Source organism: Pseudorhizobium tarimense, assembly GCF_022968135.1.
In the GTDB taxonomy this organism is placed as follows: Bacteria; Pseudomonadota; Alphaproteobacteria; order Rhizobiales; family Rhizobiaceae; genus Neorhizobium; species Neorhizobium tarimense.
The window spans coordinates 1-23187 of record NZ_JALJRA010000016.1 but is presented as its reverse complement, the minus strand read 5'-3'; the positions used below and the strand labels follow the sequence as shown (position 1 = coordinate 23187).

24 protein-coding genes and 6 pseudogenes are annotated in these 23187 nt (G+C 60.7%); 17 read left to right on the top strand and 13 right to left on the bottom strand.

What is annotated here, in order from left to right:
- Nucleotides 1–2 precede the first annotated feature (2 nt).
- Nucleotides 3–1802 (bottom strand): N-acetylglutaminylglutamine synthetase, encoded by a 1800-nt coding sequence (gene ngg / locus MUU54_RS18535; protein ID WP_247245496.1) that lies wholly within the window; start codon nucleotides 1800–1802, stop codon nucleotides 3–5.
- A gap of 4 nt (nucleotides 1803–1806) precedes the next feature.
- Nucleotides 1807–3582: an N-acetylglutaminylglutamine amidotransferase gene (locus MUU54_RS18530; protein ID WP_247245495.1), complete on the bottom strand. Its 1776-nt coding sequence runs from the start codon at nucleotides 3580–3582 to the stop codon at nucleotides 1807–1809.
- Between the two features lie 85 nt (nucleotides 3583–3667).
- On the opposite strand from MUU54_RS18530, the gene MUU54_RS18525 reads away from it, so the two are divergent.
- Together MUU54_RS18525 and MUU54_RS18520 are read left to right on the top strand one after the other, a co-directional pair.
- Nucleotides 3668–4171 (top strand): MarR family winged helix-turn-helix transcriptional regulator, encoded by a 504-nt coding sequence (locus MUU54_RS18525; protein ID WP_247245494.1) that lies wholly within the window; start codon nucleotides 3668–3670, stop codon nucleotides 4169–4171.
- 124 nt (nucleotides 4172–4295) lie between these two features.
- A complete protein-coding gene (locus tag MUU54_RS18520; protein ID WP_247245493.1) occupies nucleotides 4296–4520 on the top strand; it encodes a hypothetical protein in 225 nt (74 codons plus the stop codon).
- Nucleotides 4521–4572: 52 nt separating this feature from the next.
- Here MUU54_RS18520 and MUU54_RS18515 read toward each other — a convergent pair whose 3' ends face one another.
- Nucleotides 4573–5943 carry a UDP-glucose dehydrogenase family protein gene (locus MUU54_RS18515; RefSeq protein WP_247245492.1) on the bottom strand — a complete coding sequence of 457 codons (1371 nt, stop codon included), beginning with the start codon at nucleotides 5941–5943 and terminating at the stop codon, nucleotides 4573–4575.
- 268 nt (nucleotides 5944–6211) lie between these two features.
- On the opposite strand from MUU54_RS18515, the gene MUU54_RS18510 reads away from it, so the two are divergent.
- The 4 genes and pseudogenes from MUU54_RS18510 (at nucleotide 6212) to MUU54_RS18495 (ending at nucleotide 9008) form a co-directional block, all read left to right on the top strand.
- On the top strand, nucleotides 6212–6484 hold the full coding sequence (locus tag MUU54_RS18510) for a hypothetical protein (protein ID WP_247245491.1): 273 nt from the start codon (nucleotides 6212–6214) through the stop codon (nucleotides 6482–6484).
- 103 nt (nucleotides 6485–6587) lie between these two features.
- Nucleotides 6588–7501: pseudogene (locus MUU54_RS18505) on the top strand (TIM barrel protein).
- Nucleotides 7502–7627: 126 nt separating this feature from the next.
- The gene (locus MUU54_RS18500; RefSeq protein ID WP_312038848.1) at nucleotides 7628–8626 is read left to right on the top strand and encodes an ATP-dependent DNA ligase; all 999 of its coding nucleotides are present in this window, start codon (nucleotides 7628–7630) and stop codon (nucleotides 8624–8626) included.
- A 79-nt stretch (nucleotides 8627–8705) separates the two neighbouring features.
- Complete coding sequence (locus tag MUU54_RS18495; protein WP_247245490.1) at nucleotides 8706–9008, top strand: hypothetical protein; 303 nt, start codon at nucleotides 8706–8708, stop codon at nucleotides 9006–9008.
- A gap of 40 nt (nucleotides 9009–9048) precedes the next feature.
- On the opposite strand, the gene MUU54_RS18490 is transcribed toward MUU54_RS18495, so the two are convergent.
- The 4 genes and pseudogenes from MUU54_RS18490 to MUU54_RS18475 all read right to left on the bottom strand — a co-directional run.
- Nucleotides 9049–9198 carry a hypothetical protein gene (locus MUU54_RS18490; RefSeq protein WP_247245489.1) on the bottom strand — a complete coding sequence of 50 codons (150 nt, stop codon included), beginning with the start codon at nucleotides 9196–9198 and terminating at the stop codon, nucleotides 9049–9051.
- Nucleotides 9199–9327: 129 nt separating this feature from the next.
- Nucleotides 9328–10668: a solute carrier family 23 protein gene (locus tag MUU54_RS18485; RefSeq protein ID WP_247245488.1), complete on the bottom strand. Its 1341-nt coding sequence runs from the start codon at nucleotides 10666–10668 to the stop codon at nucleotides 9328–9330.
- 269 nt (nucleotides 10669–10937) lie between these two features.
- A complete protein-coding gene (locus MUU54_RS18480; RefSeq protein WP_247245487.1) occupies nucleotides 10938–11390 on the bottom strand; it encodes a hypothetical protein in 453 nt (150 codons plus the stop codon).
- 72 nt (nucleotides 11391–11462) lie between these two features.
- Nucleotides 11463–11810 (bottom strand): annotated as a pseudogene (locus MUU54_RS18475) (ABC transporter ATP-binding protein); the annotation flags it as partial.
- A gap of 16 nt (nucleotides 11811–11826) precedes the next feature.
- Between MUU54_RS18475 and MUU54_RS18470 the strand changes: the two are divergent.
- Nucleotides 11827–12819 (top strand): annotated as a pseudogene (locus tag MUU54_RS18470) (TRAP transporter large permease); the annotation flags it as partial.
- A gap of 3 nt (nucleotides 12820–12822) precedes the next feature.
- A pseudogene (locus MUU54_RS18465) lies at nucleotides 12823–12897 on the top strand (type II 3-dehydroquinate dehydratase); the annotation flags it as partial.
- Here MUU54_RS18465 and MUU54_RS24850 read toward each other — a convergent pair.
- The 3 genes from MUU54_RS24850 to MUU54_RS24645 all read right to left on the bottom strand — a co-directional run bounded on the left by MUU54_RS24850 (nucleotide 12865) and on the right by MUU54_RS24645 (nucleotide 16983).
- Entirely contained in the window at nucleotides 12865–13041 is a 177-nt protein-coding gene (locus MUU54_RS24850) for a type II 3-dehydroquinate dehydratase (protein WP_312038847.1), read from the bottom strand. The pseudogene MUU54_RS18465 and the gene MUU54_RS24850 overlap by 33 nt on opposite strands.
- 269 nt (nucleotides 13042–13310) lie before the next feature.
- On the bottom strand, nucleotides 13311–16460 hold the full coding sequence (locus MUU54_RS18455) for a DEAD/DEAH box helicase (protein ID WP_247245486.1): 3150 nt from the start codon (nucleotides 16458–16460) through the stop codon (nucleotides 13311–13313).
- Between the two features lie 391 nt (nucleotides 16461–16851).
- Nucleotides 16852–16983 carry a hypothetical protein gene (locus MUU54_RS24645; RefSeq protein ID WP_281433392.1) on the bottom strand — a complete coding sequence of 44 codons (132 nt, stop codon included), beginning with the start codon at nucleotides 16981–16983 and terminating at the stop codon, nucleotides 16852–16854.
- Between the two features lie 1025 nt (nucleotides 16984–18008).
- Between MUU54_RS24645 and MUU54_RS18450 the strand changes: the two genes are divergently transcribed.
- The 4 genes and pseudogenes from MUU54_RS18450 to MUU54_RS18440 all read left to right on the top strand — a co-directional run bounded on the left by MUU54_RS18450 (nucleotide 18009) and on the right by MUU54_RS18440 (nucleotide 19878).
- Nucleotides 18009–18293, top strand: a complete 285-nt coding sequence (locus MUU54_RS18450) for a hypothetical protein (RefSeq protein ID WP_247245485.1) — start codon at nucleotides 18009–18011, stop codon at nucleotides 18291–18293.
- A gap of 5 nt (nucleotides 18294–18298) precedes the next feature.
- A complete protein-coding gene (locus MUU54_RS18445; protein ID WP_247245484.1) occupies nucleotides 18299–18706 on the top strand; it encodes an AI-2E family transporter in 408 nt (135 codons plus the stop codon).
- A 160-nt stretch (nucleotides 18707–18866) separates the two neighbouring features.
- Nucleotides 18867–19016 (top strand): annotated as a pseudogene (locus MUU54_RS25065) (hypothetical protein); the annotation flags it as partial.
- Nucleotides 19017–19290: 274 nt separating this feature from the next.
- Nucleotides 19291–19878 (top strand): exopolysaccharide biosynthesis protein, encoded by a 588-nt coding sequence (locus MUU54_RS18440; RefSeq protein ID WP_247245483.1) that lies wholly within the window; start codon nucleotides 19291–19293, stop codon nucleotides 19876–19878.
- On the opposite strand, the gene MUU54_RS18435 is transcribed toward MUU54_RS18440, so the two are convergent.
- Together MUU54_RS18435 and MUU54_RS25060 are read right to left on the bottom strand one after the other, a co-directional pair.
- Nucleotides 19879–20103 carry a hypothetical protein gene (locus tag MUU54_RS18435; protein ID WP_247245482.1) on the bottom strand — a complete coding sequence of 75 codons (225 nt, stop codon included), beginning with the start codon at nucleotides 20101–20103 and terminating at the stop codon, nucleotides 19879–19881. It abuts the gene before it with no gap.
- Nucleotides 20097–20222 (bottom strand): hypothetical protein, encoded by a 126-nt coding sequence (locus MUU54_RS25060; RefSeq protein WP_376742211.1) that lies wholly within the window; start codon nucleotides 20220–20222, stop codon nucleotides 20097–20099. Before MUU54_RS25060 ends, MUU54_RS18435 begins: the two co-directional genes overlap by 7 nt.
- Before the next feature lie 22 nt (nucleotides 20223–20244).
- Between MUU54_RS25060 and MUU54_RS18430 the strand changes: the two are divergent.
- The 5 genes and pseudogenes from MUU54_RS18430 to MUU54_RS24640 all read left to right on the top strand — a co-directional run.
- A pseudogene (locus tag MUU54_RS18430) lies at nucleotides 20245–20481 on the top strand (NAD(P)-dependent oxidoreductase); the annotation flags it as partial.
- Between the two features lie 520 nt (nucleotides 20482–21001).
- Nucleotides 21002–21196, top strand: a complete 195-nt coding sequence (locus MUU54_RS18425; protein WP_247245481.1) for a hypothetical protein — start codon at nucleotides 21002–21004, stop codon at nucleotides 21194–21196.
- A gap of 5 nt (nucleotides 21197–21201) precedes the next feature.
- Complete coding sequence (locus MUU54_RS18420; protein ID WP_247245480.1) at nucleotides 21202–21513, top strand: hypothetical protein; 312 nt, start codon at nucleotides 21202–21204, stop codon at nucleotides 21511–21513.
- A gap of 66 nt (nucleotides 21514–21579) precedes the next feature.
- Nucleotides 21580–21834, top strand: a complete 255-nt coding sequence (locus MUU54_RS18415) for a DUF1488 family protein (protein WP_247245479.1) — start codon at nucleotides 21580–21582, stop codon at nucleotides 21832–21834.
- A 16-nt stretch (nucleotides 21835–21850) separates the two neighbouring features.
- A complete protein-coding gene (locus MUU54_RS24640; RefSeq protein ID WP_281433391.1) occupies nucleotides 21851–21973 on the top strand; it encodes a hypothetical protein in 123 nt (40 codons plus the stop codon).
- A gap of 600 nt (nucleotides 21974–22573) precedes the next feature.
- Here the strand turns inward: MUU54_RS24640 and MUU54_RS18410 are convergent.
- Nucleotides 22574–23187 (bottom strand): transposase (locus MUU54_RS18410; RefSeq protein ID WP_247245478.1); only part of this gene is annotated, 614 nt, incomplete at its 5' end.

Sequence of the window (23187 nt, the reverse complement as noted above, 5' to 3'; positions counted from 1 at the left end):
GGTCACATTTTTCCCAGGGCCACGCTGGCAGCTCGGTGACCGGATAACGGAAAGAGAAGATCGAGAAAACGCTCAGCCGTCGGCTGCGGCTCGTGATTGGCAAGGCCGGGGCGCTCGTTCGCCTCGATGAAGACGTAGTCCGGCTCGGTGGGGTTTCGAACCATGAAGTCGATGCCGACCACGGGAATGTTGATCGCGCGGGCGGCTTTGATTGCCCCCTCGACCAGCCTCGGATGGACAATCTCCGTTACATCATGGATTGAGCCGCCGGTATGCAAATTGGCGGCCTTGCGCACCACCACTTCCCGGCCTTGTTCGAGCACACTGTCAAGATTGAGGTCATTCAGCTTGAGGCAGCGTTCCGTCTCTCCGTCAGTCGGAATGCGGCTTTCGCCACCCGTTGCCGCCGCACGGCGCCGTGACTGAGCTTCGATCAGGCTCCGAATGGTCTGCTGGCCATCACCAATGACGTAAGGCGGTCGACGAACCGCGGCGGCCACGAGCTTGAAGTCGATCACCACAAGCCGCAGGTCCTCCCCGTCGAAGCATGCTTCGACAAGAACCCGGTCGCAGACCTCTCGCGCGTCCTTGATCGCACGCTTCACGGCCTCCAGATCGTCCAGTCCGACGGCCACCGCACGGCCCTGTTCACCGCGCGCGGGTTTTACCACCACGCGTCCGTGCCGTTCCAGAAACTCTGCAAGTTTTGTTTCGTCATCCGTCGCGGTTATCTGTTCCGGGACAATGAGACCAGCGCGCTCCACGACGCGCCGCGTCACCGCCTTGTCGTCGCAGATGGACATCGCCACCCCCGACGTGAGCTCCGAGAGGCTTTCGCGGCAATGGACCGATCGTCCGCCCTGCGACAGCCGGAAGAAACCACCTTCGGCATCGGTGATCTCCACATGCACACCTCGACGGCGCGCCTCGTCGACGATCAGCCGAGCGTAAGGATTGAGCACGTCGTAGGCTTCAAGCGGCCGCGCATAGAGGCGCTCGTTGATAGAGTTCTTTCGCTTGACCGCAAAGGCGGGAATACGTCGGAAATGCAGCTTTTCGTAGAGGCGGATGGCCTGCTCATTGTCGTGCAGCACGGAGAGATCCATGCAGGCAGCCCCGCGCGCCTTGAAATGTTCCGCCAGCCGCCGCACCAGTGCTTCCCCGATCCCCGGATGGCGCGCCTGCGGGTCGACGGCCAGGCACCAGAGGGACGAGCCTCGCTCCGGGTCGTTGAAGGCCCGGCGATGGTCGATCCCGGTCACCGTGCCGATGATCTCGCCGGTGCTTTCGTCTTCTGCGACGAGATAGGTGATCGACCGGTTATCCCTGTTGGACCAAAAGAAGTCGGGACGCACCGGCACCATGTTGCGTGCGGCATAGATCCGATTGACGGCGTCGGCATCGGCTTCGGACGAGAGGCGGCGCACGAAGAAGCCGCGCGGCTGCTTGCGGCTACTGCGATAAGTCGCGAGATCCAGGCGGAAAGTGTGGGACGGATCGAGAAACAGCTCCTGAGGGGCTATTGCAAGCACCACATGCGGGTCACCGACATAGATCGCGATGTCCCGATGTTCCGGCGCTTCCTCGCGAAGAGCCGAAATTAGTTGCGCAGGGTCCTTGAACGTCTGAGCAAACAGCAGCCGGCCCCAACCGCAGTCCACCTGCGCCGCCTCCTCGGGAACGCCCTGGTCGGGTGCTCCGTGGTGGCTATGGCTAGAGTAGTCCACCCGTTGCTTCAGCCGATGCGCAACCGATTTGGCTGAGCGAAAACGCCCCTTGTCCTCGGTGATCGTCTTGGCCATCTGCTTATACCCCGTGGGTCTGCATCCACATTTCCAAGAGGCCGACTTGCCAGAGCTCGGAGCCTCTGAGCGGCGTGATGTGGTCGGAGGGGCTCTCGAAGAGCTGTTCGAGGTAATCCTGGCGGAAAAGCCCTCGCTCGCGCGCCGCCTGTGACTGAAGTGCGTCCCTCACCATCTCCAGATAGGGGCCGCCCACATACTTCAACTGCGGTACGGGGAAATACCCCTTCTTCCGGTCGATCACCTCCGGCGGCACGACAAGCCGCGCCGCATCCTTCAGAACACCCTTGCCGCCTTCGCGCAGCTTTTCCTCCGGCGGGATCTTCGCCGCAAGCTCAACCAGCTCGTGGTCGAGGAAGGGCACGCGAGCTTCCAGCCCCCATGCCATCGTCATGTTGTCGACGCGCTTGACCGGATCATCGACGAGCATAACTTGGCTGTCCAGCCGCAGGGCTGCATCCACCGGTGTGTCGGCACGGGGAGCACGCAGATGATCGGCCACGAAGTTGAAGCTCACGTCGTATTCCGTAATCCACTCAGGGTTGAGGTGGCTCTTCAGCTTCTCGTGAGACCGGTCGAAAAACACCTTCGCATAATCGGTGGCGACATCGTTCGAATTGGCGAGCGGCGGATACCAATGATAGCCGCCGAAGACCTCATCCGCACCCTGTCCGGATTGGACGACGCGGATGTGTTTGGATACCTCCTGCGACAGAAGGTAGAAGCCGGCATTGTCATAGGAGACCATCGGTTCGGACATGGCCGCGAATACGCCAGGAAGCGCCTCCATCAGGCGTTCCGACGGCACGAAGATCTGGTGATGGTCCGTCTCGAAACGCTTCGCCACGATGTCCGAGTACATGAATTCGTCGCCTTTCTCTCCGTTGGCTGCTTCGAAGCCGACGGAGAAGGTCATCAGGTCCTTCTGGCCCATCTCCGCCAGCAGTCCAACGATGAGGCTGGAATCCACGCCACCGGAAAGCAGCACGCCGACCGGCACATCCGCCACCATGCGGCGACGCACGGCGGTGCGCAGCGCCTCCAGCACCATGTCGCGCATATCGGTCGATGACAGCTTCGCCATGGCCGGATCACGCTGGTAAGGAGGGCTCCAGTAGAGCGTGTCTTGTTCGCGCCCATCGCGCTCGATCACCCGGATGGTCGCCGGCGGCAGTTTCTTGATGCCGTTGATGATCGTGTGCGGCGGTGGCACGACGGCATGGAACGTCATGTAGTGATGCAGCGCCGTCTTGTTGATCGACGTGTCGATGTCGCCGCTCTTGAGGAGCGCCGGCAGGAAGGACGCAAACCGCATGGATGAGCCGTTGCTGCTGAAGTAGAGCGGTTTGATGCCGAAGCGGTCGCGCGCCATTACCACGCGGCCGCTGTCGCGCTCATGGATGACGAAGGCGAACATGCCATGGAAACGCTTTACGCATTCCGTGCCCCAGGCATGCCAGGCCTTCAGGATGACTTCCGTGTCGCCGTGAGAAAAGAAGCGATAGCCTTTCGCCTCGAGATCCTTACGCAGTTCCGGATAGTTGTAGATGCAGCCGTTGAACGCGATCGTCAGGCCGAGTTCCGCGTCGACCATGGGCTGCCGCGCTTTTTCCGACAGATCGATGATAGAAAGGCGCCGATGCCCTAGCGCCGCGTTACCGTGGATCACAAGACCTGATCCATCCGGTCCACGAGGCGCGATGGCCTCCATCATCCGAGCCTGCACCAGAGGAGAAGGCTGCGCCCCATCGAAACGTATCTCACCACAAATCCCGCACACGGTTCCGCTTGATCCTTTTCTATTGATTGTCCGCTAAACTGTTATAGATATGATAATTAGAGTTCAAATCATCTAGGTCAAGGTCATGAGCATCATTGAGAACGGAAACGGGGGCGAAAAGTTGCAGATGCCGCAGGCGCGGAGCATCGAAAAGGCCGTACGCCGTATCGTTCGGGCCCATGATCTCCAGTCGCGTGCGCTGGCAAAGCGCTGTGGACTGACGGCTGCGCAACTGGTCGTGATGAAGGGTGTCACTGAGCTCGGGGAGGTGACCTCCGGCGCGCTATCCGTTTATGCAGATATCAGTGCGGCGACTGTCGTCACCATCCTGGACAACTTGGAAGAGCGGGGGCTGATCCAACGTTACCGCTCAGGAAGTGATCGCCGGATCGTTCATACGCGGCTGACAGACGAGGGCCGTGCCCTAATGACCCAGGCGCCAGAGCCGCTGGGAGAGATGTTCCTTGACCGTTTCGCACGTCTCTCTCCTGAGGAGCGGCAGACGCTGGCAGATGCGATTGCCCGACTAGGCGAATTGATGTCGGCCGCTGGCGAGGCAGTTCCGGCGGGAGATGTAGCCAAGCGTTAAGGCATCAGGATTTGCCTCCCTCCCGATCGCCAACAAAGCGTTCAGGTGGACATCCGAGGGTGGAACCGCACCGGGCAATTCTTATATGATCGTCTGTCTTCCAAAACGGATAAAGGAGGCAGCCATGACGATCACGAGAGACGAGATCAGACACGTGCTGGGCCCTGTCGGAAACACGCTCGCGGCAGAGATTGCGGCGACGGGCGCAAACGCACGCGAACTTTCCGAAGCCTGGGCCTGGGTCAACAGCGACGAGGCCTTGATCAACGATGGCCGCCCGCTGCCCGGCGGCCGCGTCGCGGAGCTTGCGGCTCTACTTGAGGTGGAAGAAGAGGAAGACCCGCGCTAGCAGAGTCGCGATGGCTGGAGGAGGCGCTAGGTAGTCTCCAGCCTCGCCCCTCCTATTCCGCTGCAGATCGTTGCGTGAGCGGTGCTGGCGGTGCCAGCCGCTTGCGGCCAACGGAACGAACTTCGAGGCCGTGGCGCTGAGCGATCATCGGATCGTAGAGGTTTCGCCCGTCGAAGATGACCGGTTCACGCAGTGCCAGCTTGATTGCCTGGAAATCCGGCGCGTGGAACTGCTTCCACTCGGTGACCACGATGAGTGCGTCTGCCCCGGTGAGAGTTGCTTCCTTCGTGTCGCAGAGGGCGAGATCGGAGCGATCGCCGTAGATCCGGCGGCACTCGGTCATGGCGGCTGGGTCATAAGCCTGCACCGTAGCGCCGGCCTGCCAGAGCGCCTCCATCACCACCCGTGACGGCGCGTCGCGCATGTCGTCCGTCTTCGGCTTGAAGGCCAGTCCCCATAGCGCAAAGCGGCGTCCGCGAACATCGCCACCGAAATGGCTGAGGACCTTGTTGACGAGAAAGCCCTTCTGCAGTTCGTTGCGCGCTTCAACCGCCTTCAGAAGCACAGGATCGAAGCCATCCGCCTCGGCCGTCCGGATGGTGGCCCGCACGTCCTTCGGAAAGCAGGAGCCGCCGTAACCGACGCCGGGGTAGATGAAGTGGTAGCCGATCCGCGGATCAGCGCCGATCCCGACGCGCACCCTCTCGATGTCCGCACCGAAGCGGTCGGCAAGATTGGCCATCTCGTTCATGAAGCTGATCTTGGTCGCAAGCATGCAGTTCGCCGCATACTTGGTAAGCTCCGAGCTGCGGATATCCATTGCGATGATCTTCTCGTGGTTCCTGTTGAACGGCGCGTAAAGCTCCCGTAGCTGCTGCTCTGTGCCTGGATTGTCGGTGCCGATAATGATCCTGTCTGGCTTCATGCAGTCGGCAACCGCGGAGCCTTCCTTGAGGAATTCCGGATTGGAGGCGACATCAAAGGCGAGATCTATGCGATCCCGCTCCTTCAGCCCCTCATCGACGGCAGCGCGCACCTTGTCAGCTGTACCGACCGGCACCGTGGACTTGATTACGATCGTCTTCGGCTGCTCCATGTATCTCGCGATGGTCCGTGCGACCGTTAGCACATGGCGAAGGTCTGCGGACCCGTCTTCGTCGGGAGGAGTGCCCACTGCGATGAACTGCAGCGGCGAGAACCTGACGCCTTCTTGTGCGTCCGTGGTGAAGAGCAGATTGTCGGATGCCACGTTCTCTCGCACGAGGCTTTCCAGTCCCGGCTCGTAAATTGGGATCTTGCCGGCCTTCAAGTTCTCTATCTTCTGTGGGTCTATGTCGACGCACATCACCTGATAGCCTGCTTCTGCGAACACGGCCGCCTGCACCAGGCCGACATAGCCAATGCCAAAAAACGTGAGGCGCATGGAAGATCTCTTTGTTCACGTTGACGTCCGGAGCTGCCGGAGCTTCTGAAGCTCTTAGTAGCGCAATATTACGGCCGTGTGCACCCACCCTTTGGCCGGGGGAAGATAGCGCCTCCCAGGTAATCACTCGAGCTCAAGCCTTGCCGGCGGCGGACCTGAGTCTTACATGACGCAAACATGAAGGCAGTGACCTTCGAAACAATCACCCGGAAGACAACTGACCGCACCTGGCGCGCAAGTTTTTGCAAGCCGGCAAGGAGATATTGCTATGGATGCACCGAAGACGCTTGCAGAGATGACGGTGAACGAACGGCGGGAGTTGATCGACTTCGTGGTGTCGGCACTCGAAGGAACCGCCGAGGAAGCAGAAGAGCAGGGCGACCGGCTTTCGGCGTCGAACTCCCACAACCTGGCGCTTGCCATCCGGGGCTATGCAACCGAGCTCGCGACCCGCGATCTGCGGGCGGCGGAGCTCCTGTTGCAGCAAGGAATGAGTCTCGTTGCAGCCAGCCTCTCACGGCCGGACCGGCCGTTGCATTAGACCGACTTAGCTTGTCGTCATAGCCGCGTTACAGTCCGTGCCTACTGAACAAGACGCTGCCGCACGCGGAGCAACAGGGCTGTTCGCTTCAGGAGGCAAGATAATGGTCAACATCGTCGCAACCGGCTTTATCGCAGGCTCGCCTGACGGAGAGATTGCTTCGCTTGAAGAAGAGCTGCGCCATCTGGCCAAGATTGGCGTCGACACGGTGGAGCTGGGCTCACCAGTCTCGACCTCATCGCTGGCGGCAGGGTAATCGAGGATCGCCTGCAGCGGCTCGTCGCGCTGACGGGGCAGTTCGACTTCCGCTATACCGTCCACGGTCTCGTCTCTTCCAATTTGATGGACACAGCCACCTGCAGCTATCAGCTTGGCGCGGCCAAGGCACTGGTGGGAATCTGCGATCGGATTGGTGCGCGGGTTCTGGTTCAGCACGGCGGATGCTTGCGCCCTGACCAGGTTCATCAACGAGCGGCGGCCGACATGCGCGAGCGTGAGGCGCTGCTGGAGCTTGCCTAGTTCGCCAGGCCCTATGGCGTTCGCATCGCTCTTGAAAACATCTTCACCACCGAGCCGGGGCAATATCGGCAGACGCCGGCGGAGGTTGCCGATACGGTCAGAACGCTTGATCATCCGAACATCGTTGCCCTGATCGACTTCAGCCACGCCTATATCGAGTCGACGTATCTTGGCCTCGATTTCCGTCAGCAGCTTCGTACCATGGCACCGGTGGCCGGCCACCTTCACGTCCATGATTCCTTCGGGCGTCCGCAAGGCTTCTTCCAGGGCTATCACCCCCAAGAAAATACCGCCCTCGGCATCGGCGATCTGCACATGCCGCTCGGCTAGGGCGACATCGACTGGGACGACATCTTTTCCGAGCTGACTTTCCTGCCGGACACTGTGCTGATGATGGAGATTTGCTCCCGTTATCGTGCTGAGCAGCCCTCCAGTCTGCAGCGCGCGCGCAAAGTGATCGAGCTGAACGGTTGCAATTCCTCAATGGCTGCCGAATAACGTCACGTCGCACCAGGCTCTCCTCCCCGGCGGCTGGAACCTTGGCACTCGCCACATTGTTTCCGATTTCCACATGCAATCGACCGATCAGGCGGAGGCATTACCCGCGGGGATAGGGAGAGACTGGTGGATTTCGGCCTGTCCGTCGAACTTGAGCCAATGGAAGCGCGCCTGGCCGATACCCTGCCGGAGGGGGAGGGGTGGCAATACGAGCCGAAGTGGGATGGTTTTCGGTGCCTGGCCTTCAAGCGAGGCTCTTCTTCCATCGATCTGCGGGCCAAGTCCGGCAAACCTCTCACGCGCTATTTCCCGGAGGTGGTCGAGTACCTGCGCGAACTTTCCGTCGACCGATTCGTCGTCGATGGGGAACTGGTGATCGAGATCGGCGGACGTCTGTCCTTCGAGGCTCTGCAGATGCGCCTCCATCCCGCGGAGAGCAGGATCAAGAAGCTCGCTAAGGAAACCCCGGCGAAAATCATCCTCTTCGACCTGCTCGTTGCGCCGGATGGACAAGCACTTCTGGACGCACCGTTGGAAGAGAGACGCCGGTCGCTGGAGACGTTCGCTGTTTCCCTGCCTGTCAATCAGCGTCCGTCACTTTCGCCCGCCACCAGCGACATGGAGACCGCCCAGGAGTGGCTCTTAACCTCCGGCGCCGGCGATCTGGACGGTGTGGTCTGCAAGCGGCGCGACGGCGCCTATGTCCCCGGTGAGCGGGCAATGATCAAGGTCAAGCGCGTGCGCACCGCGGACTGCGTGGTGGGCGGTTTCCGTTACCAGAGCAAGTCCGACCTCGTGGGTTCGCTGCTGCTCGGTCTTTATACCGAGGACGGCAAGCTGGATCACGTCGGCTTCACCTCGACGATCACCGAGGAGGAACGGCCGGAATTGACGAAGCGGCTAGGGGCACTTGGCGAGCCTCCGGGATTCACGGGCAAGGCGCCCGGCGGACCCAGCCGCTGGAGCACGGGCCGAACCAGTGAGTGGCAGCCGCTTAAACCGGAACTGGTCGTCGAGGTCCGTTACGACCAAGTCACCGGCCACCGCTTCCGCCACGGAACAAAATTGGTGCGCTGGCGTCCGGACAAGCGCCCGTCGCAGTGCACTTTCGAGCAGATAAGATAGAGTGCGATTGGCCGTAGAGAAAATGCTCCACAACAACCGAGCGAGGTTCAGTCGCAGCCGCTGGACCGCAGGGACCGGAATGGCGAACGCGCACAACGACACCGAACTTTTCCAGAAGGCGCTCGCCGCCATCCCCTCCGGCTACAACGAGGGTCATTTCGAAGCTAGGCGTTGGGGTGCGACGGTGAAGCGCTCCTCTGACGGAAAGCGGGTCTGGCTGTTTGCAGAAGATCTGGCCGGAGGCGCCATCGTGAGCTTCAACCTCTACCGCACATGCAAGGAGAAGGTGACGTTGAAGCCCTGCGAGATGTCGAGCGACAAGGTCAATGCTTTCCTTCTCGGATATAGACTCGAGTCAGGCGCCGAGCATGACCCGGCTTGAGCGGCGAGCCGACCTGAAGGTCATCGCCGCTCCTATCGCTCTATGCGGTGGCCACGACGAACGAGATCAGCCAGCTTCCGGCTGTCAGGATGGCGGCCGCACAAATGACCCGCAGCGCGCGCTTGAGAAGTGCCGCCTTCTGGCCTTCCGCCACTCGAGTATCTTCAGTCCGGATCGCCTCGGGGCTCATGATCGTCCTCACCTGCTGTCGAGCAAGTAAGTACCTGAGAAGAAGAAGGATTCCGCTAAAGGACGCGGTTAATTCCCGATGACCCGTGTTGCTCACATTTTTCGAAATGCCAGCCCTGCAAGCTTCTCCTCAGCCGATGCGCTCAGCGGAAGTCGACCAGTATGCGGCCCAGCCGAGAGCATGATAGAGGATGATGGCGCCGATGGTGGCGGTGCCGATCCCATCCAGCGTAAATCCGGCCACGGCGAGGTTGAAATTCCCGGCCCCAAGAACCAGTGCCACACCCACCGTGATCAGGTTGCGGGGCTCGGAGAAATCGACCCTGTTCTCGACCCAGATGCGTCCTGCTGTCGCGGCGATCAGGCCGAAAACGACGATGGAAAGGCCGCCGATCACCGGCCCTGGAATGGTCTGGATCAGCGCGCCGAACTTCGGGGAGAATCCGAGCAGGATCGCGACCACGGCCGCGACCAGGAAGACGAGGGTGGAGAAGATTCGCGTCACGGCCATGACGCCCATGTTCTCCGCATAGGTTGTCATGCCTGTGCCGCCGAATGAGCCCGAAACCATGGTGGCAATGCCATCGCCAATGAAGGCCCGTCCCAAGTAGGGATCCAGATTGCGGCCGGTCATAGCGCCGATCGCCTTGATGTGCCCGAGGTTTTCGGCAACGAGAATGATGACGACGGGAGCGATAAAGGTGACGGCCGAGGCGGAGAACACGGGCGCCGTGAAGCTCGGCCAGCCGAACCAGGGAACCGATGCGACGCCGGAGAAGTCGACCGGTGCAGCGAGCTCCAACCCGTTGGCGAGCACCAGGTAAACAAGATAGGCAAGCGCGCCGCCGATCAGGATTGGCAGGCGGCGTGCAAGGCCCGGAGCGTAGACCGCCACCAGCCCAACCGAAACGAAGGTCAGGATCGCTACCCAACGCGAGATCTGGTCTCCTTCGGGGCTGGCGGCGCTGATGCCGGAGGCGCTGGAAATTGCGATTGGCGCAAGCACGAGGCCGATGGCTGCAACGATGGCGCCCGTCAACACCGGCGGCATCAGCCGCTCGATCCAGCGGTGCCCCGCTGCCATCACGATCAGGCCGATCAGGGCGTAGAGAGCGCCGGCGGCAATGATCCCTCCAAGCGCAACTGCAATGTTGGGGTTCGCAGATCCGGCCGTTGCTGCCGTCGCGGCAAGAACAGGCCCGATGAAGGCAAAGGAGGAGCCGAGATAGCTCGGCACCCGACCGCCAACGGCAATGAAGAAGATGAGCGTCGAAATGCCGGAGAAGAGGATCGAGACGTTCGGGTCGAAGCCCATCAAGATCGGGGCTAGAACCGTCGAGCCGAACATCGCCACGACATGCTGCAGGCCCAGCACGATTGTCTGCCCAGCCGGAAGTCGCTCGTCGGGAAGGATGCGCCCTTCCGTCTTCAGCCGCCAACCTGGAAAATAGCCGCCACCCGTCTCGCCCATCGCCGCCTCATGTGATTTCTGCCGGGCCCGCGCCCGAGGCGCACGCCTTGGGAGAGAAGCCGGCTTGCTCTTGCCAAACCTATGGATCATCTCGCAAGGCTGCCGTGAAGCTGGGCCTCAGGAGGATTAAGCTCCGGTATCGGCATTGGCGTTTGCTGTCACCGTAGAATGGCAGCTTTCCCACAGGAGACGACAGGCGAGGTAAGATGGGGGCAGACCAGCGCCTATGGGCTTCTCGAACGAGGCCCCTTCGGCAACTCGCTTCGGCTTCAGCGTCGGACGGGTGAGATCACGTCGCTCCGCGGCGGCTGTTCGAGCGGCCCGCGGCGCAGGTCCTGCCTCCCTCGCTCCACTTCCACGACCGTATACGCCTTCTCATCGCGGTAGATACTGCCGTGCCTACTCGTAACATCTTCGCCCGGCAATGCTCCCACCTCTGTGAAATCGAATTCCACGCCTGCGGCGACGATGCGCGCGTCACCGGGCGTGCGCGCAGCAACCAGGACCTCGCGGACGTCCGGCGTATTGTGCCAGCGCGCATCGTTCGGCGGCGCCACCGGGACCAGACGATAGATATTCAGTGGTTCGCCCGGCTCCGTCCCGCGCGCAAGCTTCTCCGCATCCGCAATTTGTGCTTGGCTTTCCGCCGAGCTTCCGAAGGTCGTCGGGCTCTCGCTGCTCTCACTCACGTCTGTAGCGGCGTTCTTCAGTTCATCGGGCATGACGGGTCCTCCTGTTGTTTCGGGAGAACACGGATCGAGGGCTCATCGTTCCGGCGTGCAATAGCTGGTTCCACGTTCGCGGGGCGGACCCGGTAGCGGCACGGCTGGAAGCGGGAGCTTCGTATTAGCGTGCTACGGGGCGCCGAATGCTGGCGCGCGCGTCCCCATCTCGACGATCTGTCCGAGATACATCACCGTCACGCAGTCGGAGATGTTTTCCACCACCGCCATGCCATGAGTGATGAAGACGTAGGTGACGCCGCTCTCTTTCTGCAGATCCAGGCGAAGGTCGAGGACCTTCGCCTGGATGGAGAGGTCCAGCGCTGCGACGCTCTCATCGCACACGATCAGCTTCGGCTTGAGGGCGAGCGTCCGGGCGGTGCCGATGCGCTGGCGGCAGGAGAACAAATTAGGATGGCGATTGTAAATGCGCGTCGTCATTCTAGCCGTGCCGCTCATCATCTTGGCGGCTGAATTCATGAACGTCGGCTCCATGACCGAACGGCTCCTGAGCTTTTGCAACGGACTGGTGGGGCGGTTCCGCGGCGGCTGGCGCAGGTCGACATCGTTCAGAGCATCATCTTTGCCGGCATGTCCGGCTCGGCGATCGCCGATGCCGCCGGCAGTGGCAAGATGATGCAGACCATGATGACGCTTGAAGGGCGATACACGCCAAGCTTCGCCGCCGCTCTGACGGCGGTGGTTGGCCGGATCATTCCGCCGTCGATCCCGATGATTCCCTCGTCTCCGACGCTTCGGACGGCTACCTGTTCCTCGCCGGAATGGTGTCCGGCCTGCTGATGGCGGGCCTGCAGATGGTGCAGGTGGTGATCACTGCGCGGCGCCGGAATTACTCGGTGGAGGAACCTGTTCCGTTGCGCGACATCCCGCGCATCACGGTTTGCGCCTTCCCGGCGCTGATGATGCCCGTCGTCCTGCTCGGCTGCATCTATTCCGGCATCACCACACCAACCGAGCGGCCGCCATCGCCGCCGCCTTAGTCTTCAACTAGGTCGTGACGATCGAGAATATCCCCGACAGCCTTCGGGTGATGCTGACCGGGTGGGACCTCAGCCCTACGGGCTTCCTGATACTGGTCAACGTGATCCTCCTCGTGCTTGGCTGCCTGCTTGAAGGCACGGCAATCCTGCTCATCATCGTGCCGGTCTTCATTCCGACGGCCCAGGCGCTCGGCATCGATCTCGTGCACTTCGGCGTCGTCGTCGTGGTCAACATCATGCTGGGTCTGGTGACCCCGCCCTACGGCCTGCTGCTGTTCATCGTTGCTAAGATCTCCGGTGCTCCGATCAAGAACATCATCGTCGATGCTGCACCCTTCCTGTTCTGGATGGTGGTCTGCCTCGCCTTCATCACCTTTGTGCCGGACGCCGTCCTGTGGCTGCCGCGACTGTTTGGATACCAGGGATAACGCATGAAACCGATCTACGTCCTCAACGGCCCGAACCTGAACCGTCTAGGCAAGCGCGAGCCGGAATTCTACGGCACAGGCCCGCACCGCCAGCGGATACCCCTCCGCTCCCGGACCGGCCATGACCGTGGTCGCCGTCATTGAGATGTACGAGCGGTGGTAGATCGGTTCGCGGCGGTGAACGTTGCTGATGTGGAAATCGATGATCGGGCCCTTGAACATCTTGAGGGCATCCAGAAGCGCCAGCGAGGTGAAGGTGAAGGTGAAGGCTGCGGATTAATCGTGATCCCCGCCCCTCGTCGATCGCCTCATGCACCCAGTCGATCAGCCGCTCTTCGCAGTTGGTCTGCCGGAAGTCGACAGGCCGCTTCCCCGTGGCTTCCCGGCACCATGCCTCGACTTCGGCCAAGGTTGTGGGAGACGCTGATTGCTAAAGGCGCCAGGTGAGCATTTGACCTGGAATGACGGCGGCAGCGGCGTCTGGTTCGTCGTTAAGGCTGTTGCGCCGTTGATATTACCCGTTCGAAAAATTGAAGCTGGGCCTCGCCAGCCAGGCTCTCCGCCTCAAATATCAGCCGGTTCTCCCGCCGAGCCGCTCCTTCTTTTCTCGTCAATGCAGCGACAACCTTCGCCGGTGCCTTTTGTGTCAGCGTCACCGCAAGTGCCTTTGGCCCGGCCTCAAGCTTGGCAAAGCCAAGCCGTGCGGCCTCGATCTGCAGCCGGGTCGTCCGCAACAAAAGTAGTACTTCCTGCGGCGGCTCGCCGAACCGGTCTTCGAATTCTTCTTGGAGGTCGTCCAGCTCGTTCGGCGCAGACGCACGCAACAGTCTGGCATAGAGATTGAGCCTCACAGCCGGATCCGAGATATAGTCAGCCGGTATCGTGCCCGCCACACCCAGATGGAGGGTCGCGCGCGGCGACGCGCGTCCGGCTTGTTTGCCTGTTTTCGCGACCGCGTTTGCAAGCAACTTCTGGTACAGGCCAACCCCGATTGCTTTGATATGACCGGCTTGGTCTTCGCCGGCGAGATCGCCTCCGCCGCGCAGATCAAGATCGCGTAGGCTGATGGCAAGGCCCGAGCCCAGGCGATCGTTCTCGACGAGGGTCGACAGCCGAGAGCATGTTTCTTCCGTCAGCTCGGCGCCCTCCTGCGTAAAGAAAGTTGCCAGGCCCTGCACTCCTGCGCGCCCCACCCGTCCACGCAACTGATGAAGCTGCGCAAGGCCAAAGAGCTCGGCTCGCCAGACGAACATGGTATTGGCTCGCGGCACGTCCAGACCGTTTTCGATGATGTTCGTCGCGAGCAGGACATCGCCGTCGCCTGCTGCAAAGCTAACCACTGCTTCATCGATGGCCGCCGCCGGCATCTTCCCGTGGGCGACCTTGACCAAAAGCTCCGGCACGATCTTATGCAGCACCGCCTCGACCTCTTCCATGTCCTCAACGCGCGGCACCACGACAAAGCTCTGTCCGCCGCGGCGCACTTCGCGCATCAGCGCGGTGCGGAGAGAGGCGCTGTCAAACGCGGCAAGCGCGGTGCGGACCGGCCGTCGTTTGACGGGGGGCGTCGTCAGAAGGCTGACCTCCTGAACACCGATCATGGCTGACTGCAGCGTCCGGGGGATCGGCGTTGCCGACATTGCAAGCGTGTGCAGCGCCGGCGCCAACGCGCTCATCGCACGCTTCTCCTTCAGTCCAAACCGGTGCTCCTCATCCACGATCAGCAGCCCGAGATGGGCAAATTGGACATCCTTCGCGAGGATCGCCTGGGTCGCAACAACCACGCCGAGCTCTCCCTCTGCCAGCGCCGCCTTCACCTGCTTCGCCTCGCTCTGCTTGACGAGCCGCGACAACATCCCGACCGCGACGCCCGTTCCTGCGAAGCGATGCTGGAACGTGGCGAAGTGCTGACGCGCCAGCACGGTGGTCGGCACGATGACGACCACTTGTCCGCCGGCAAGCGCCACGGCGGCCGCTGCCCGCAAGGCGATTTCCGTCTTGCCGAAGCCGACATCCCCGCAGATGAGGCGGTTCATCGGTTGCCCGGATGCCAGATCGGAAAGGACGACTCGGATCGCCTCTGTCTGATCACGGGTTTCGGCGTAGGGGAAGCGTCTTGTAAAGGCGGAGAACGCAGCCCGCTGCGGCACAAACTTCTCTGCCTGCGATGCCTGCCTCTGCTTTGCAATGGTCGCGAGATGACGCGCGGTAGATTGAATGTCTTTCGCAATCTTCTCGCGCTTCTTCTGCCACGCCTCCGTGTGAAGCCGATCCAGCGTTACGGCCTCGGCTTCGGAGCCATAACGCCACAATTTGCCGAACTCCTCCATCGTCACGAGGATCGAACCGCCATCACGATATTCGAGCCGAGCAGCGTCGTGAGACACACCCTCGATCTCGATTCGCTCCAAGTCTCTGAGAACGCCGATGCCATGGTCCTCGTGAACGACGACATCGCCGATTCTCAGCTCCGGCTCGGTCAGATGGACCGAAGGATCGCCGACGGCACTTGCTTCGCCGGCCGCGGCGACGACCACGATATCGCTCTTTGCGTCGACGAACCCCTGTTCTAGATCACATTCGAGTTTTAACAGGTTTGCGACGTTGTTCGCCAAGACCGCTTCCCAGGTGTCGACGGAGCGGACTGCTGTCGCGGTAGCCTTGGTCAAGCGGCGACAAAGGGCTGCGGGACCTTTGCCTGTCCCAGCGATGACGATTTTCCTTCCCTGCTCGATGCCGTCCTGAACGAACCTGATCAACGCCTTTCGTGGACCCGTATCAAGCACTTCCGCCGGCAGGACACCGCCTTCTTCGAGGTCCAGTGCACCCTTCGGTGCGCTGCTGGCGTAGCGTTCCCATTCCGCGGGGTTGAGGTAGAATGAACGAGGCGGCGCATGCTCCGTCTCGGCGAAACTTTCCCTAGCCTGCCGGGCATCTTGGATGATGTCGAAGTAACGGCTGACCCGTTCATTGGCGCCGGGAGCGAAATGTACAGTGGCATCGCCGAGAATATCGAAGACGGTTGGCATGTCAGGGTAAAGGCGGCAGAGCAAGCTTTCCATCGTACCGGGTCTTGCAGCCGCGCCTTCACCTTCATTTTCGCTTTGGATTGCTTCGGACGCGGGTCCCAATGTTACCTCTTGCAGAAAGCTCTCGGTGCGTTGCGACACACGGTCAAAACCCCTCAGTTCAAGGATGTGGTCGTCCTTCGACAGAACGATCCGCATCGGTCCCGGCGCACCCGCGGGGTAGATGTCGATCACACCCTCGCGAACCACCACCTCGCCGGGATCGTCGGCAACGCCTTCTTCGACATAGCCGGTCTGCTGGAGGAAGCGGGAGAATGCGCCGCGGTCGAATACCTGGCCCACCGCCAGATCGAACTTGCTGCCTTCCATGATGGTCGCCGGCGGAACATGCTGAAGCATCGCTTCCAGACAGGTTACCAGCAGTTTCGGCGCGCCGCTGCGTCCATTCCAGATCCGCAACGCATCCATTCGTCTGCCCATCGAGTGGCGCGAGGGTCGTACACGATCGTAGGGGAGGCAGTCCCAAGGCGGCAAGACAAGAATCTGGATGTCGGGGAAAAGGGCGCCGACGGCTCCAGCAATTTCATCCGCCTCCCCCTCGCTCAGGGCCACATAGCACTGTGATCGTCTTGAATCTTGTAGTGAGGCGGCCAGTCTGGTTGCGACCAAACCCGCCGGCAGCTTTCCGGCCTGTGCCTGTTCCTCGGCGGCAAGGGACCTAGAGGATTTTTTACCTCGGTAGTCAATAACGTTCACATGAACCTGCCAATCTTGCTTCGGCTCTCTGCCGGCCTGCAAGAACCCCGTAGTTGCCGGCTTGTTCCGCGTCGACTAGCGCGAGCTGTGGGATCCCGTAGCATTGGCATGCTGGGCGTCTGCTTCTGCCTTGGCCACAAGCGAGGGAGCAGCGGGTGGTCAGGATCGTCGCGCCTCCTCACGAGCAACTACCTCATCTCGATGTTCTTCGCCGGCATCATCGGCGCGCTAGCCGCGGCCGTCCCTCTTATCCCGAAACCATAGCCTGAACCGCTACCGCGGCGCCATAAAGCAGGAGTAGCGCGATGCTTTCTCCGCCAATCCGGCCCGGCCCGAGCCGCTGCCGCAGGATAAGCCCGGCGATGAGAACCGAGGTCATGAGCATCGCCGTAGCCTACTACGTAGACAACAGGAATAGCGAAGGAGACGGGATGTGTCGCCATATTGACACCGCGGGTATCGTGAGCGCCACCAGGGGCAATGCGAGGAGACCCATCAGCACCAAACCTTGGTAGACATTGCCGAGATCTGCTGCGGCGTGCTCGAGATTGGCCTTGCGGTAGGTCGCGTCGGCCACCGCAAGAAGGACCGTCCGGGCTGCGATCCCGCCCACGCTGTTGGAGAACGCGAAAGAGGCGCGGCGATCGAGAGTCGAGGTGATCGGAACGATGATGCCGATGAGCGATGTTGCCGCACCGAGGAGGACCGCTCAGATGAGTGCCTCTCCGAAACCGATGCGGTCTGCCAGCCGATCCGCCAGTCCTGTGATGCGCAACCCCGCAAAGAAGATTACTGCGGCGGCGCCAAAGAAGAACCGGGAACGAGGGTCGTTGTTGAGAGATCGGTCCAGATGTCCATCCTCGGTAAGCCGCGTGGCCCGCCTGCAGAGCATCGTCTCTTTCCAACGGTGCATTAAACGAAACCGCCCAAATGAATTCGACGTGCTCGCGAACAGCTTCTTATCGCCTCTGTTCCACGGCCTGGGGGGCGGGCCGGCCCCGATGCGCGTCAGGTGCAGATGACGAAGCAGATTTAGTCGAGGTACAATGGTATGTCGGGTCAGAGATTGAGCGGCTGCGCTATCGGGCTAGATCGCGCAGCTCTTTGCGTCGGAGCCGCCGAGGCAGAACGCCGGTGCAGAAAAAGCCTGTCAGAGTCTCTGTTCCAGACGTTGAGAGCAGCAAGGCAGGATGGCCCCACTCCGGCTAATGGGTCCAAACTTGCCGCAAATGCTCGGGAACTATTGATCTTTCGGCTGTCACACCGGTCGGTGCGGTGCAGGAAGGGAGGCTGCTTCTTCATCGAAGACTTGTCGCCTTGAGCCGCACGGAAAGCCCGCTAGAGAGGTTCTAGCGTACCAGCCGGTGGCATCGTCGGTGCCGCTGATCCGCCTCCTTGGCGGTGATGTCAATTATCACGCCGATGGCGCGCGAACAGCGCGGACTACATGCACCAGGATGGGGAGAAGACATGGTTGCGAAATTCAAGACGGGTTTGAAGCTAGAAGGTTTCAAAGTCTTGAAAGTGAGCCTGATCGTGGGTGGAGTGATTTCGGGGGCGCTCCTCCTGTGGCAGCTTTCGAGCGTGCTTCTGTTGTTCTTCGCCGCGATTGTCGCTGCCGTCATCCTGCGCAGCGGCGCGAAGGGAATTGAGGATCCACGCCAATCAAAGCCCCTTCGTCGCTGGTGATCTGCGTGCTGGCTGTCGCTCTGATCGTTGCCGGGTTCTTCTATCTGCTCGGTGGCCAGATCGTTAGTGAGGCCACCACTGTAGTTCAGCGTCTGCCGGAAATGATCAACAGCCTCGGCGAACGAATTGGGGTTGATAGCCTCTACGGGCGACTCGAGGACCGTGCCGGGGAATTCGCCGGCGGGGGCAACCTGGTGGCGGAAGTCGTGGGATATTCTTCGGCTCTTGTCGGTGTCCTGGCCAACGTGCTGCTTGTCATGGCCGCAGGCATCAATCTCGCGGCCCGGTCTAAGCAGTACAGCCGGGGCATCCTCAGGCTCGTTCCGCATCGTGTGGGGAACGCGCCTCTGCCACATCCGGCCACTCCGGCGAGCCCCTGCGGCTATGGCTGCTGGGCCAGCTTGTGTCGATGACGGTGGTTGGCGTCCTCGTAATCTTGGGGCTTTATGTCTTGCGAATGCCATCGGCGTTGGCCCTGGGGGTTCCTGGCGGGCGCCTCCGAGTTCGTTCCGATCATGGCCCTATCCTTAGTGCCGTTCCCGCTCTGCTGATCGCCTTCTCGGAAGGTGGCAGCACGGCTTGTGGGTGCTGGTGCTCTACATTCTGGTTCAGCAGATTGAAGGCAACATCATCATGCCGCTCGTTCAACGACGGACGATAGACCTGCCGCCGGTTCTGACGCTGTTCGCACGCCGCTCACGGTCGTCCTCTATGTGGTTGTGAAAGAGCTCTATCTCAGGGAGACGCTGCACGAAGACGTAAAGCTGCCGGGAACCACTAAAGAATGCGCAAACGGAGCCGGCCCTGCAGAAGCATGGACGCGCAGTTGGAGCATCCTGTGCGGCTGCAGAATCTTGAGCAGGCGTGAAGTCAGGAACTATCGCTCCTGCTTGCCGTTGCGAAAAGGAGCGGCGAGCGTCGCCGCTTTGACGCTCCACGTCCAATCACGATGGACGCCTTGCTGGCCGGATCGACGAACGCTTCTAAGAGGGTAAGCATGACGGAAAACACGCGCGCACTTAGCGATGTGCTGGACCAGCTTGAAAGCTCGGCGCATGGCGACAGCATCATGGTTCAGGAGGTGATCGAAAAGCTTGGACACAAATCCTTTGCGTCCCTCATGCTGGTTTTCTCGTTGATCTCCACATCGCCCGCAAGCGCCATCCCTGGCATCACGGCGACCGTGGCGGTGATTGTCTTCATTCTGGTCGTTCAGATGATCATCGGCCGTGATTGCGTGTGGCTGCCGAGCTTCATCACCCACCGTCGGATGTCCACGACCAAGCTCTGCAAGGGGATCGGATGGTTGCGCAAACCTGTCGGCTTCGTGGAACGGTTTCTCAAGGCGCGGCTCACATTCCTCTTCCATCGCCCATGGCTCTGGCTGCCGCTCTCCCTGATCCTTGCGTTGACCCTCTTCATGCCGTTCATGGAGATCATCCCCACGTCAGGCTCCATCGCTTCCGCGGTGATTGCACTCTTTGCGGCAGGCATGTTGACCCGTGACGGCGCGCTGGTCGTGCTTTCCCTCATCTTCCTCTCGGCGGTGCCGGTGGCAGTGTGGTACTTCGGCTTTGGCGGCTGATCATCCTCTTAAGTCACTGAACCTTCTTGCAGCCTCAAGAGATCTCTGTGCCTCAACGAGGTCGTCTACCGACGCCTCCGGCACGTCCTGTGCGGCTGCAGGATCATGGCAAAGGCTCGCAGTCACGGCGCGGTGATCGGGACCGAAGTCGGGCAGGGTGTCGAAAGCCTTTAGCGCAAACTGCGGCTGGAACAGGATCTGGTCGAGTGGCCAGGACGTCAGCAACTGTTCGTGTCGTAGGTGGATAGAGCCCCCCGGCCAATACGCGGATCAAGAAGGTCTCCGATCCGCATGGCGCGACGCGTTACCCGCTCCCAGGGAACTGCGTTGAAATCGCCAGCAATGATCGTCGGGATGCCCCAGTCTCTGGACGAGAATGCGCTGCTTCAGGCTCTTAAGGATGGCATGATCGCCGGGGCGGGCCTGGACCTCTTTGTCGAGGAACCACGCATCCGCGAGGAATTCCTTACCTCACCCAACACGGTGTTGATGCCGAATCAAGGGAGTGCGACGCGCGAGACGCGGATTGCGATGGGTGAGCTTGTCCTTGCCAACCTCCATGCATTCTTCAACGGCGAAAAGCCGCCAACCACGGTCAACTAAATCGGACGTACCATGATCATTCGCCAGGCACTCTTCGAAGGTCGTATCCACGAAGGCAAGGAAGCCGCCTTCAAGGTGTGGCCTTGCCGCATCCGCCCATGAGACCGGCGCCGTCCACTGGATGGCGCAAAAGCTCTTCGGTCTCCATCGCCAACATGTTCACGCGGTCACGAGCATCTGGCTGGCCCGCCTATTGGTGATCGACGAGGTCCGTTGCGTTCTATTTTCACGTTCTCCTAAACCTCGGCCCCCTTGGTTGGGGAGGCAATATCGGACAAAGCCAGGTGCTCCCGTTGATGAGGGTGCAACGTTTGATGAGGCGGTAACCAGCGGACTTGTATCTTCATCATTCGGCCCCCATATGATGAGATACGTTTTCAGCCTTTTAGGAAACCTGATCCTCCCGGCGCAGCCGGCGGCCTTGGCTAACCTCGATTTTTGCGAACGGCCCGAACTCCGCCATCCTGGCTGGAGATGGCGGCAGGTTTCGTATCTGCCCAGCCAGTGACGAGGACGTAACATGTTCAACAAAAGCCTTCATGAGGCGGTCAGCCTATTCAAAGTCACGTCGGCCGAGAACGGCTCTTACACAGCGAAGCTGCAGGATTTTCGGATCAGACAGGCTCAACGCGTGCGGGAAGCGAGAATTGCCGAGAAACATCTGCGCCTTGAAAAGCGCGCTGGTAAGGGTGGCTCTGCCATTTTCGCACGATGACGGCGGTGTTTGAGCAAAAGATTACCAAGAAAGCCACCAAGCAAGCGAACAAGCAGGCCGGCAGCTTTGACTATCAGAATGGTGCAGGCTTTTACCCATGCAGGAGCAAGAAAAAGGGGAGTCGTCATCGGTACAGGCGGTTTGAAACCGCTGCTGAAGCGCTTCGATTTGCGATCGAGGTACTTCCCGCCGCTTTGCTGCGGGGTTCGGTTCTGGAGGTGGATGAAGCTCGTTTCGACGGCGACCAGATGCAGACACTCTATAAGGCCGATGATTATCCTCTAACGCGTCTGCCAACCGCTCATCAGCTTCCATGATCGTGGGTTTGAAACGTCTCGGTCCCCTTCCCCTTAGACAATCCCCGAGCTCTTGGAGCACGTGACATGACGCTGACTTTCCCAAACGCAAGCAGGAGCTTTGACGACGTGCGCAATGTTGTTCGGTTTACGGGCTATGACGGCATGTTCGAGGTCAGGTTCCACCTTGATGCCGCCGCGCTCTCAGCGGTAAGGTTGTCTGCTTCGGATTATCTACGTGCCTTCGACGCCGCCCGATCAAGCATCTATCGGGTTGCGACGAAGCTTTATCACCCGAAGCGGGGCAGAACCTACACGCTCAGCGCTGCTAATCTGCGGTAACTGGCAGGAGAGGTTCATGAACACCAAGACAATCGTCAGGGAAGTTATCTTTCGCCAGCATTTCCTGTTGCCGGGCGTGGAAAGGCTCATCCACCTGGTTACTTCGAGGTTCAGGTTGTCGAAGAGCCGCTCCATGTAAGTGGGAAGCTAACCACCGAGTATTGACGATCATGTTGACGTCGGGTGGGCGTACGGAAGCCGTACCGGTCACCGAAGGATTGGGCATCGCGATCTGCCTTGCGGCCGTGCCGGCTTGAAGTTCGAGCGTATCCTTTGCATGGGGGCATTGTCCAATATTAAGACTTCTTGGAAGCGGCTGCAGGCTGCAGCGGCGTCTCTGGCCTCAGGCCTTCTTCGCACGCATACTGATCTGAGCCGAGGTTGCTCTCGCGCGATCATCCGTATCTTTTGCCAGTCGCATTTCTCGCAGTCGAAGGGACGGCCTCCCGCGCCTGTTTCACGAAGTCCTGCTCTCTCGCTGCATCTGCTTTCGAGAAGAACTGGCTTCGTATTTTGCTAAAAGTCTTTTTGCCCGCTGACAGGGCTTACTGAAACTTTGTGTGATGGTTTGCCTTTCAGGGCGCGGCCGTTTGTTCGGCCAAAAAAAGCCGGGCATCAGCCCGGCTCAGACCGCTGACAAACCCGCCGATTTTTCTGGCGGGTTTTGTTTTCTGTGGTGGTACGGTTTTCGCACTGTGTCTTGTTGACGCGCGATGTGGTCAGAGCGAGCCTGGTGACCTCATCCCCATGCTGTTTTCGGCGTTTTCGTCAGTATCATTGCGATCTTCTTGATGTTCTGCGCGGCGGCGGCGAGCAGGCATTGCCATTTGACTTTGGTAAGGCCGCGAAAGCGGGCGTAGCGGTGCCCGTGGAGCTGTTTGGCATCGGCGAAGGAGCGTTCGACCGTTTCTTTTCGTCGCCTGTAGATCGCTTTGCCCCAAGGCGTCTTGCGGTGGCTGTCGGTTCGCTCGCGGGCGTCCTGCCAGACATGACGGGTAATGGTTCGCTCTGCCTTGGCGTTGGTCGTGCAGGAGGCCAGAAGCGAGCAGTCGCGGCAGAGGGCGGGATCGGAGCGGTAGTGCTTGTAGCCGTTACGGTCGGTGGTGGCGTAGGCGAGCAACTGGCCTTCCGGGCAGCGATAGCCGTCTGCCTCGGGCTCGTAGACGAACTTCGATTTGCGCGTCATCCCGTCCCTGGGCGGGGTAGGATTGCGATAGCCGGTGACGCCGAGGATTTGTCTTTCCTCCAGCCCCTTGGCGATGCCTGCCGTGGCATAGCCAGCGTCGAGGCCGACTGCACCGACCGCCAGGTCGAAGCGCTCGCGCTGTCGGTCCAGTCGTTCGAGATAAACGA

Coding starts and splice junctions, on each gene's coding strand:
- MUU54_RS18415 (WP_247245479.1), top strand. CDS start 21,580: ATGACGCTGACTTTCCCAAACGCAAGCAGGAGCTTTGACGACGTGCGC.
- MUU54_RS18450 (WP_247245485.1), top strand. CDS start 18,009: ATGTCAATTATCACGCCGATGGCGCGCGAACAGCGCGGACTACATGCA.
- MUU54_RS18425 (WP_247245481.1), top strand. CDS start 21,002: ATGTTCAACAAAAGCCTTCATGAGGCGGTCAGCCTATTCAAAGTCACG.
- MUU54_RS18485 (WP_247245488.1), bottom strand. CDS start 10,668: ATGGGCGAGACGGGTGGCGGCTATTTTCCAGGTTGGCGGCTGAAGACG.
- MUU54_RS18510 (WP_247245491.1), top strand. CDS start 6,212: ATGGATGCACCGAAGACGCTTGCAGAGATGACGGTGAACGAACGGCGG.
- MUU54_RS24850 (WP_312038847.1), bottom strand. CDS start 13,041: ATGTTCAAGGGCCCGATCATCGATTTCCACATCAGCAACGTTCACCGC.
- MUU54_RS24640 (WP_281433391.1), top strand. CDS start 21,851: ATGAACACCAAGACAATCGTCAGGGAAGTTATCTTTCGCCAGCATTTC.
- ngg (WP_247245496.1), bottom strand. CDS start 1,802: ATGGCCAAGACGATCACCGAGGACAAGGGGCGTTTTCGCTCAGCCAAA.
- MUU54_RS18480 (WP_247245487.1), bottom strand. CDS start 11,390: ATGCCCGATGAACTGAAGAACGCCGCTACAGACGTGAGTGAGAGCAGC.
- MUU54_RS18515 (WP_247245492.1), bottom strand. CDS start 5,943: ATGCGCCTCACGTTTTTTGGCATTGGCTATGTCGGCCTGGTGCAGGCG.
- MUU54_RS18495 (WP_247245490.1), top strand. CDS start 8,706: ATGGCGAACGCGCACAACGACACCGAACTTTTCCAGAAGGCGCTCGCC.
- MUU54_RS18490 (WP_247245489.1), bottom strand. CDS start 9,198: ATGAGCCCCGAGGCGATCCGGACTGAAGATACTCGAGTGGCGGAAGGC.
- MUU54_RS24645 (WP_281433392.1), bottom strand. CDS start 16,983: ATGACCTCGGTTCTCATCGCCGGGCTTATCCTGCGGCAGCGGCTCGGG.
- MUU54_RS18525 (WP_247245494.1), top strand. CDS start 3,668: ATGAGCATCATTGAGAACGGAAACGGGGGCGAAAAGTTGCAGATGCCG.
- MUU54_RS18520 (WP_247245493.1), top strand. CDS start 4,296: ATGACGATCACGAGAGACGAGATCAGACACGTGCTGGGCCCTGTCGGA.
- MUU54_RS18440 (WP_247245483.1), top strand. CDS start 19,291: ATGACGGAAAACACGCGCGCACTTAGCGATGTGCTGGACCAGCTTGAA.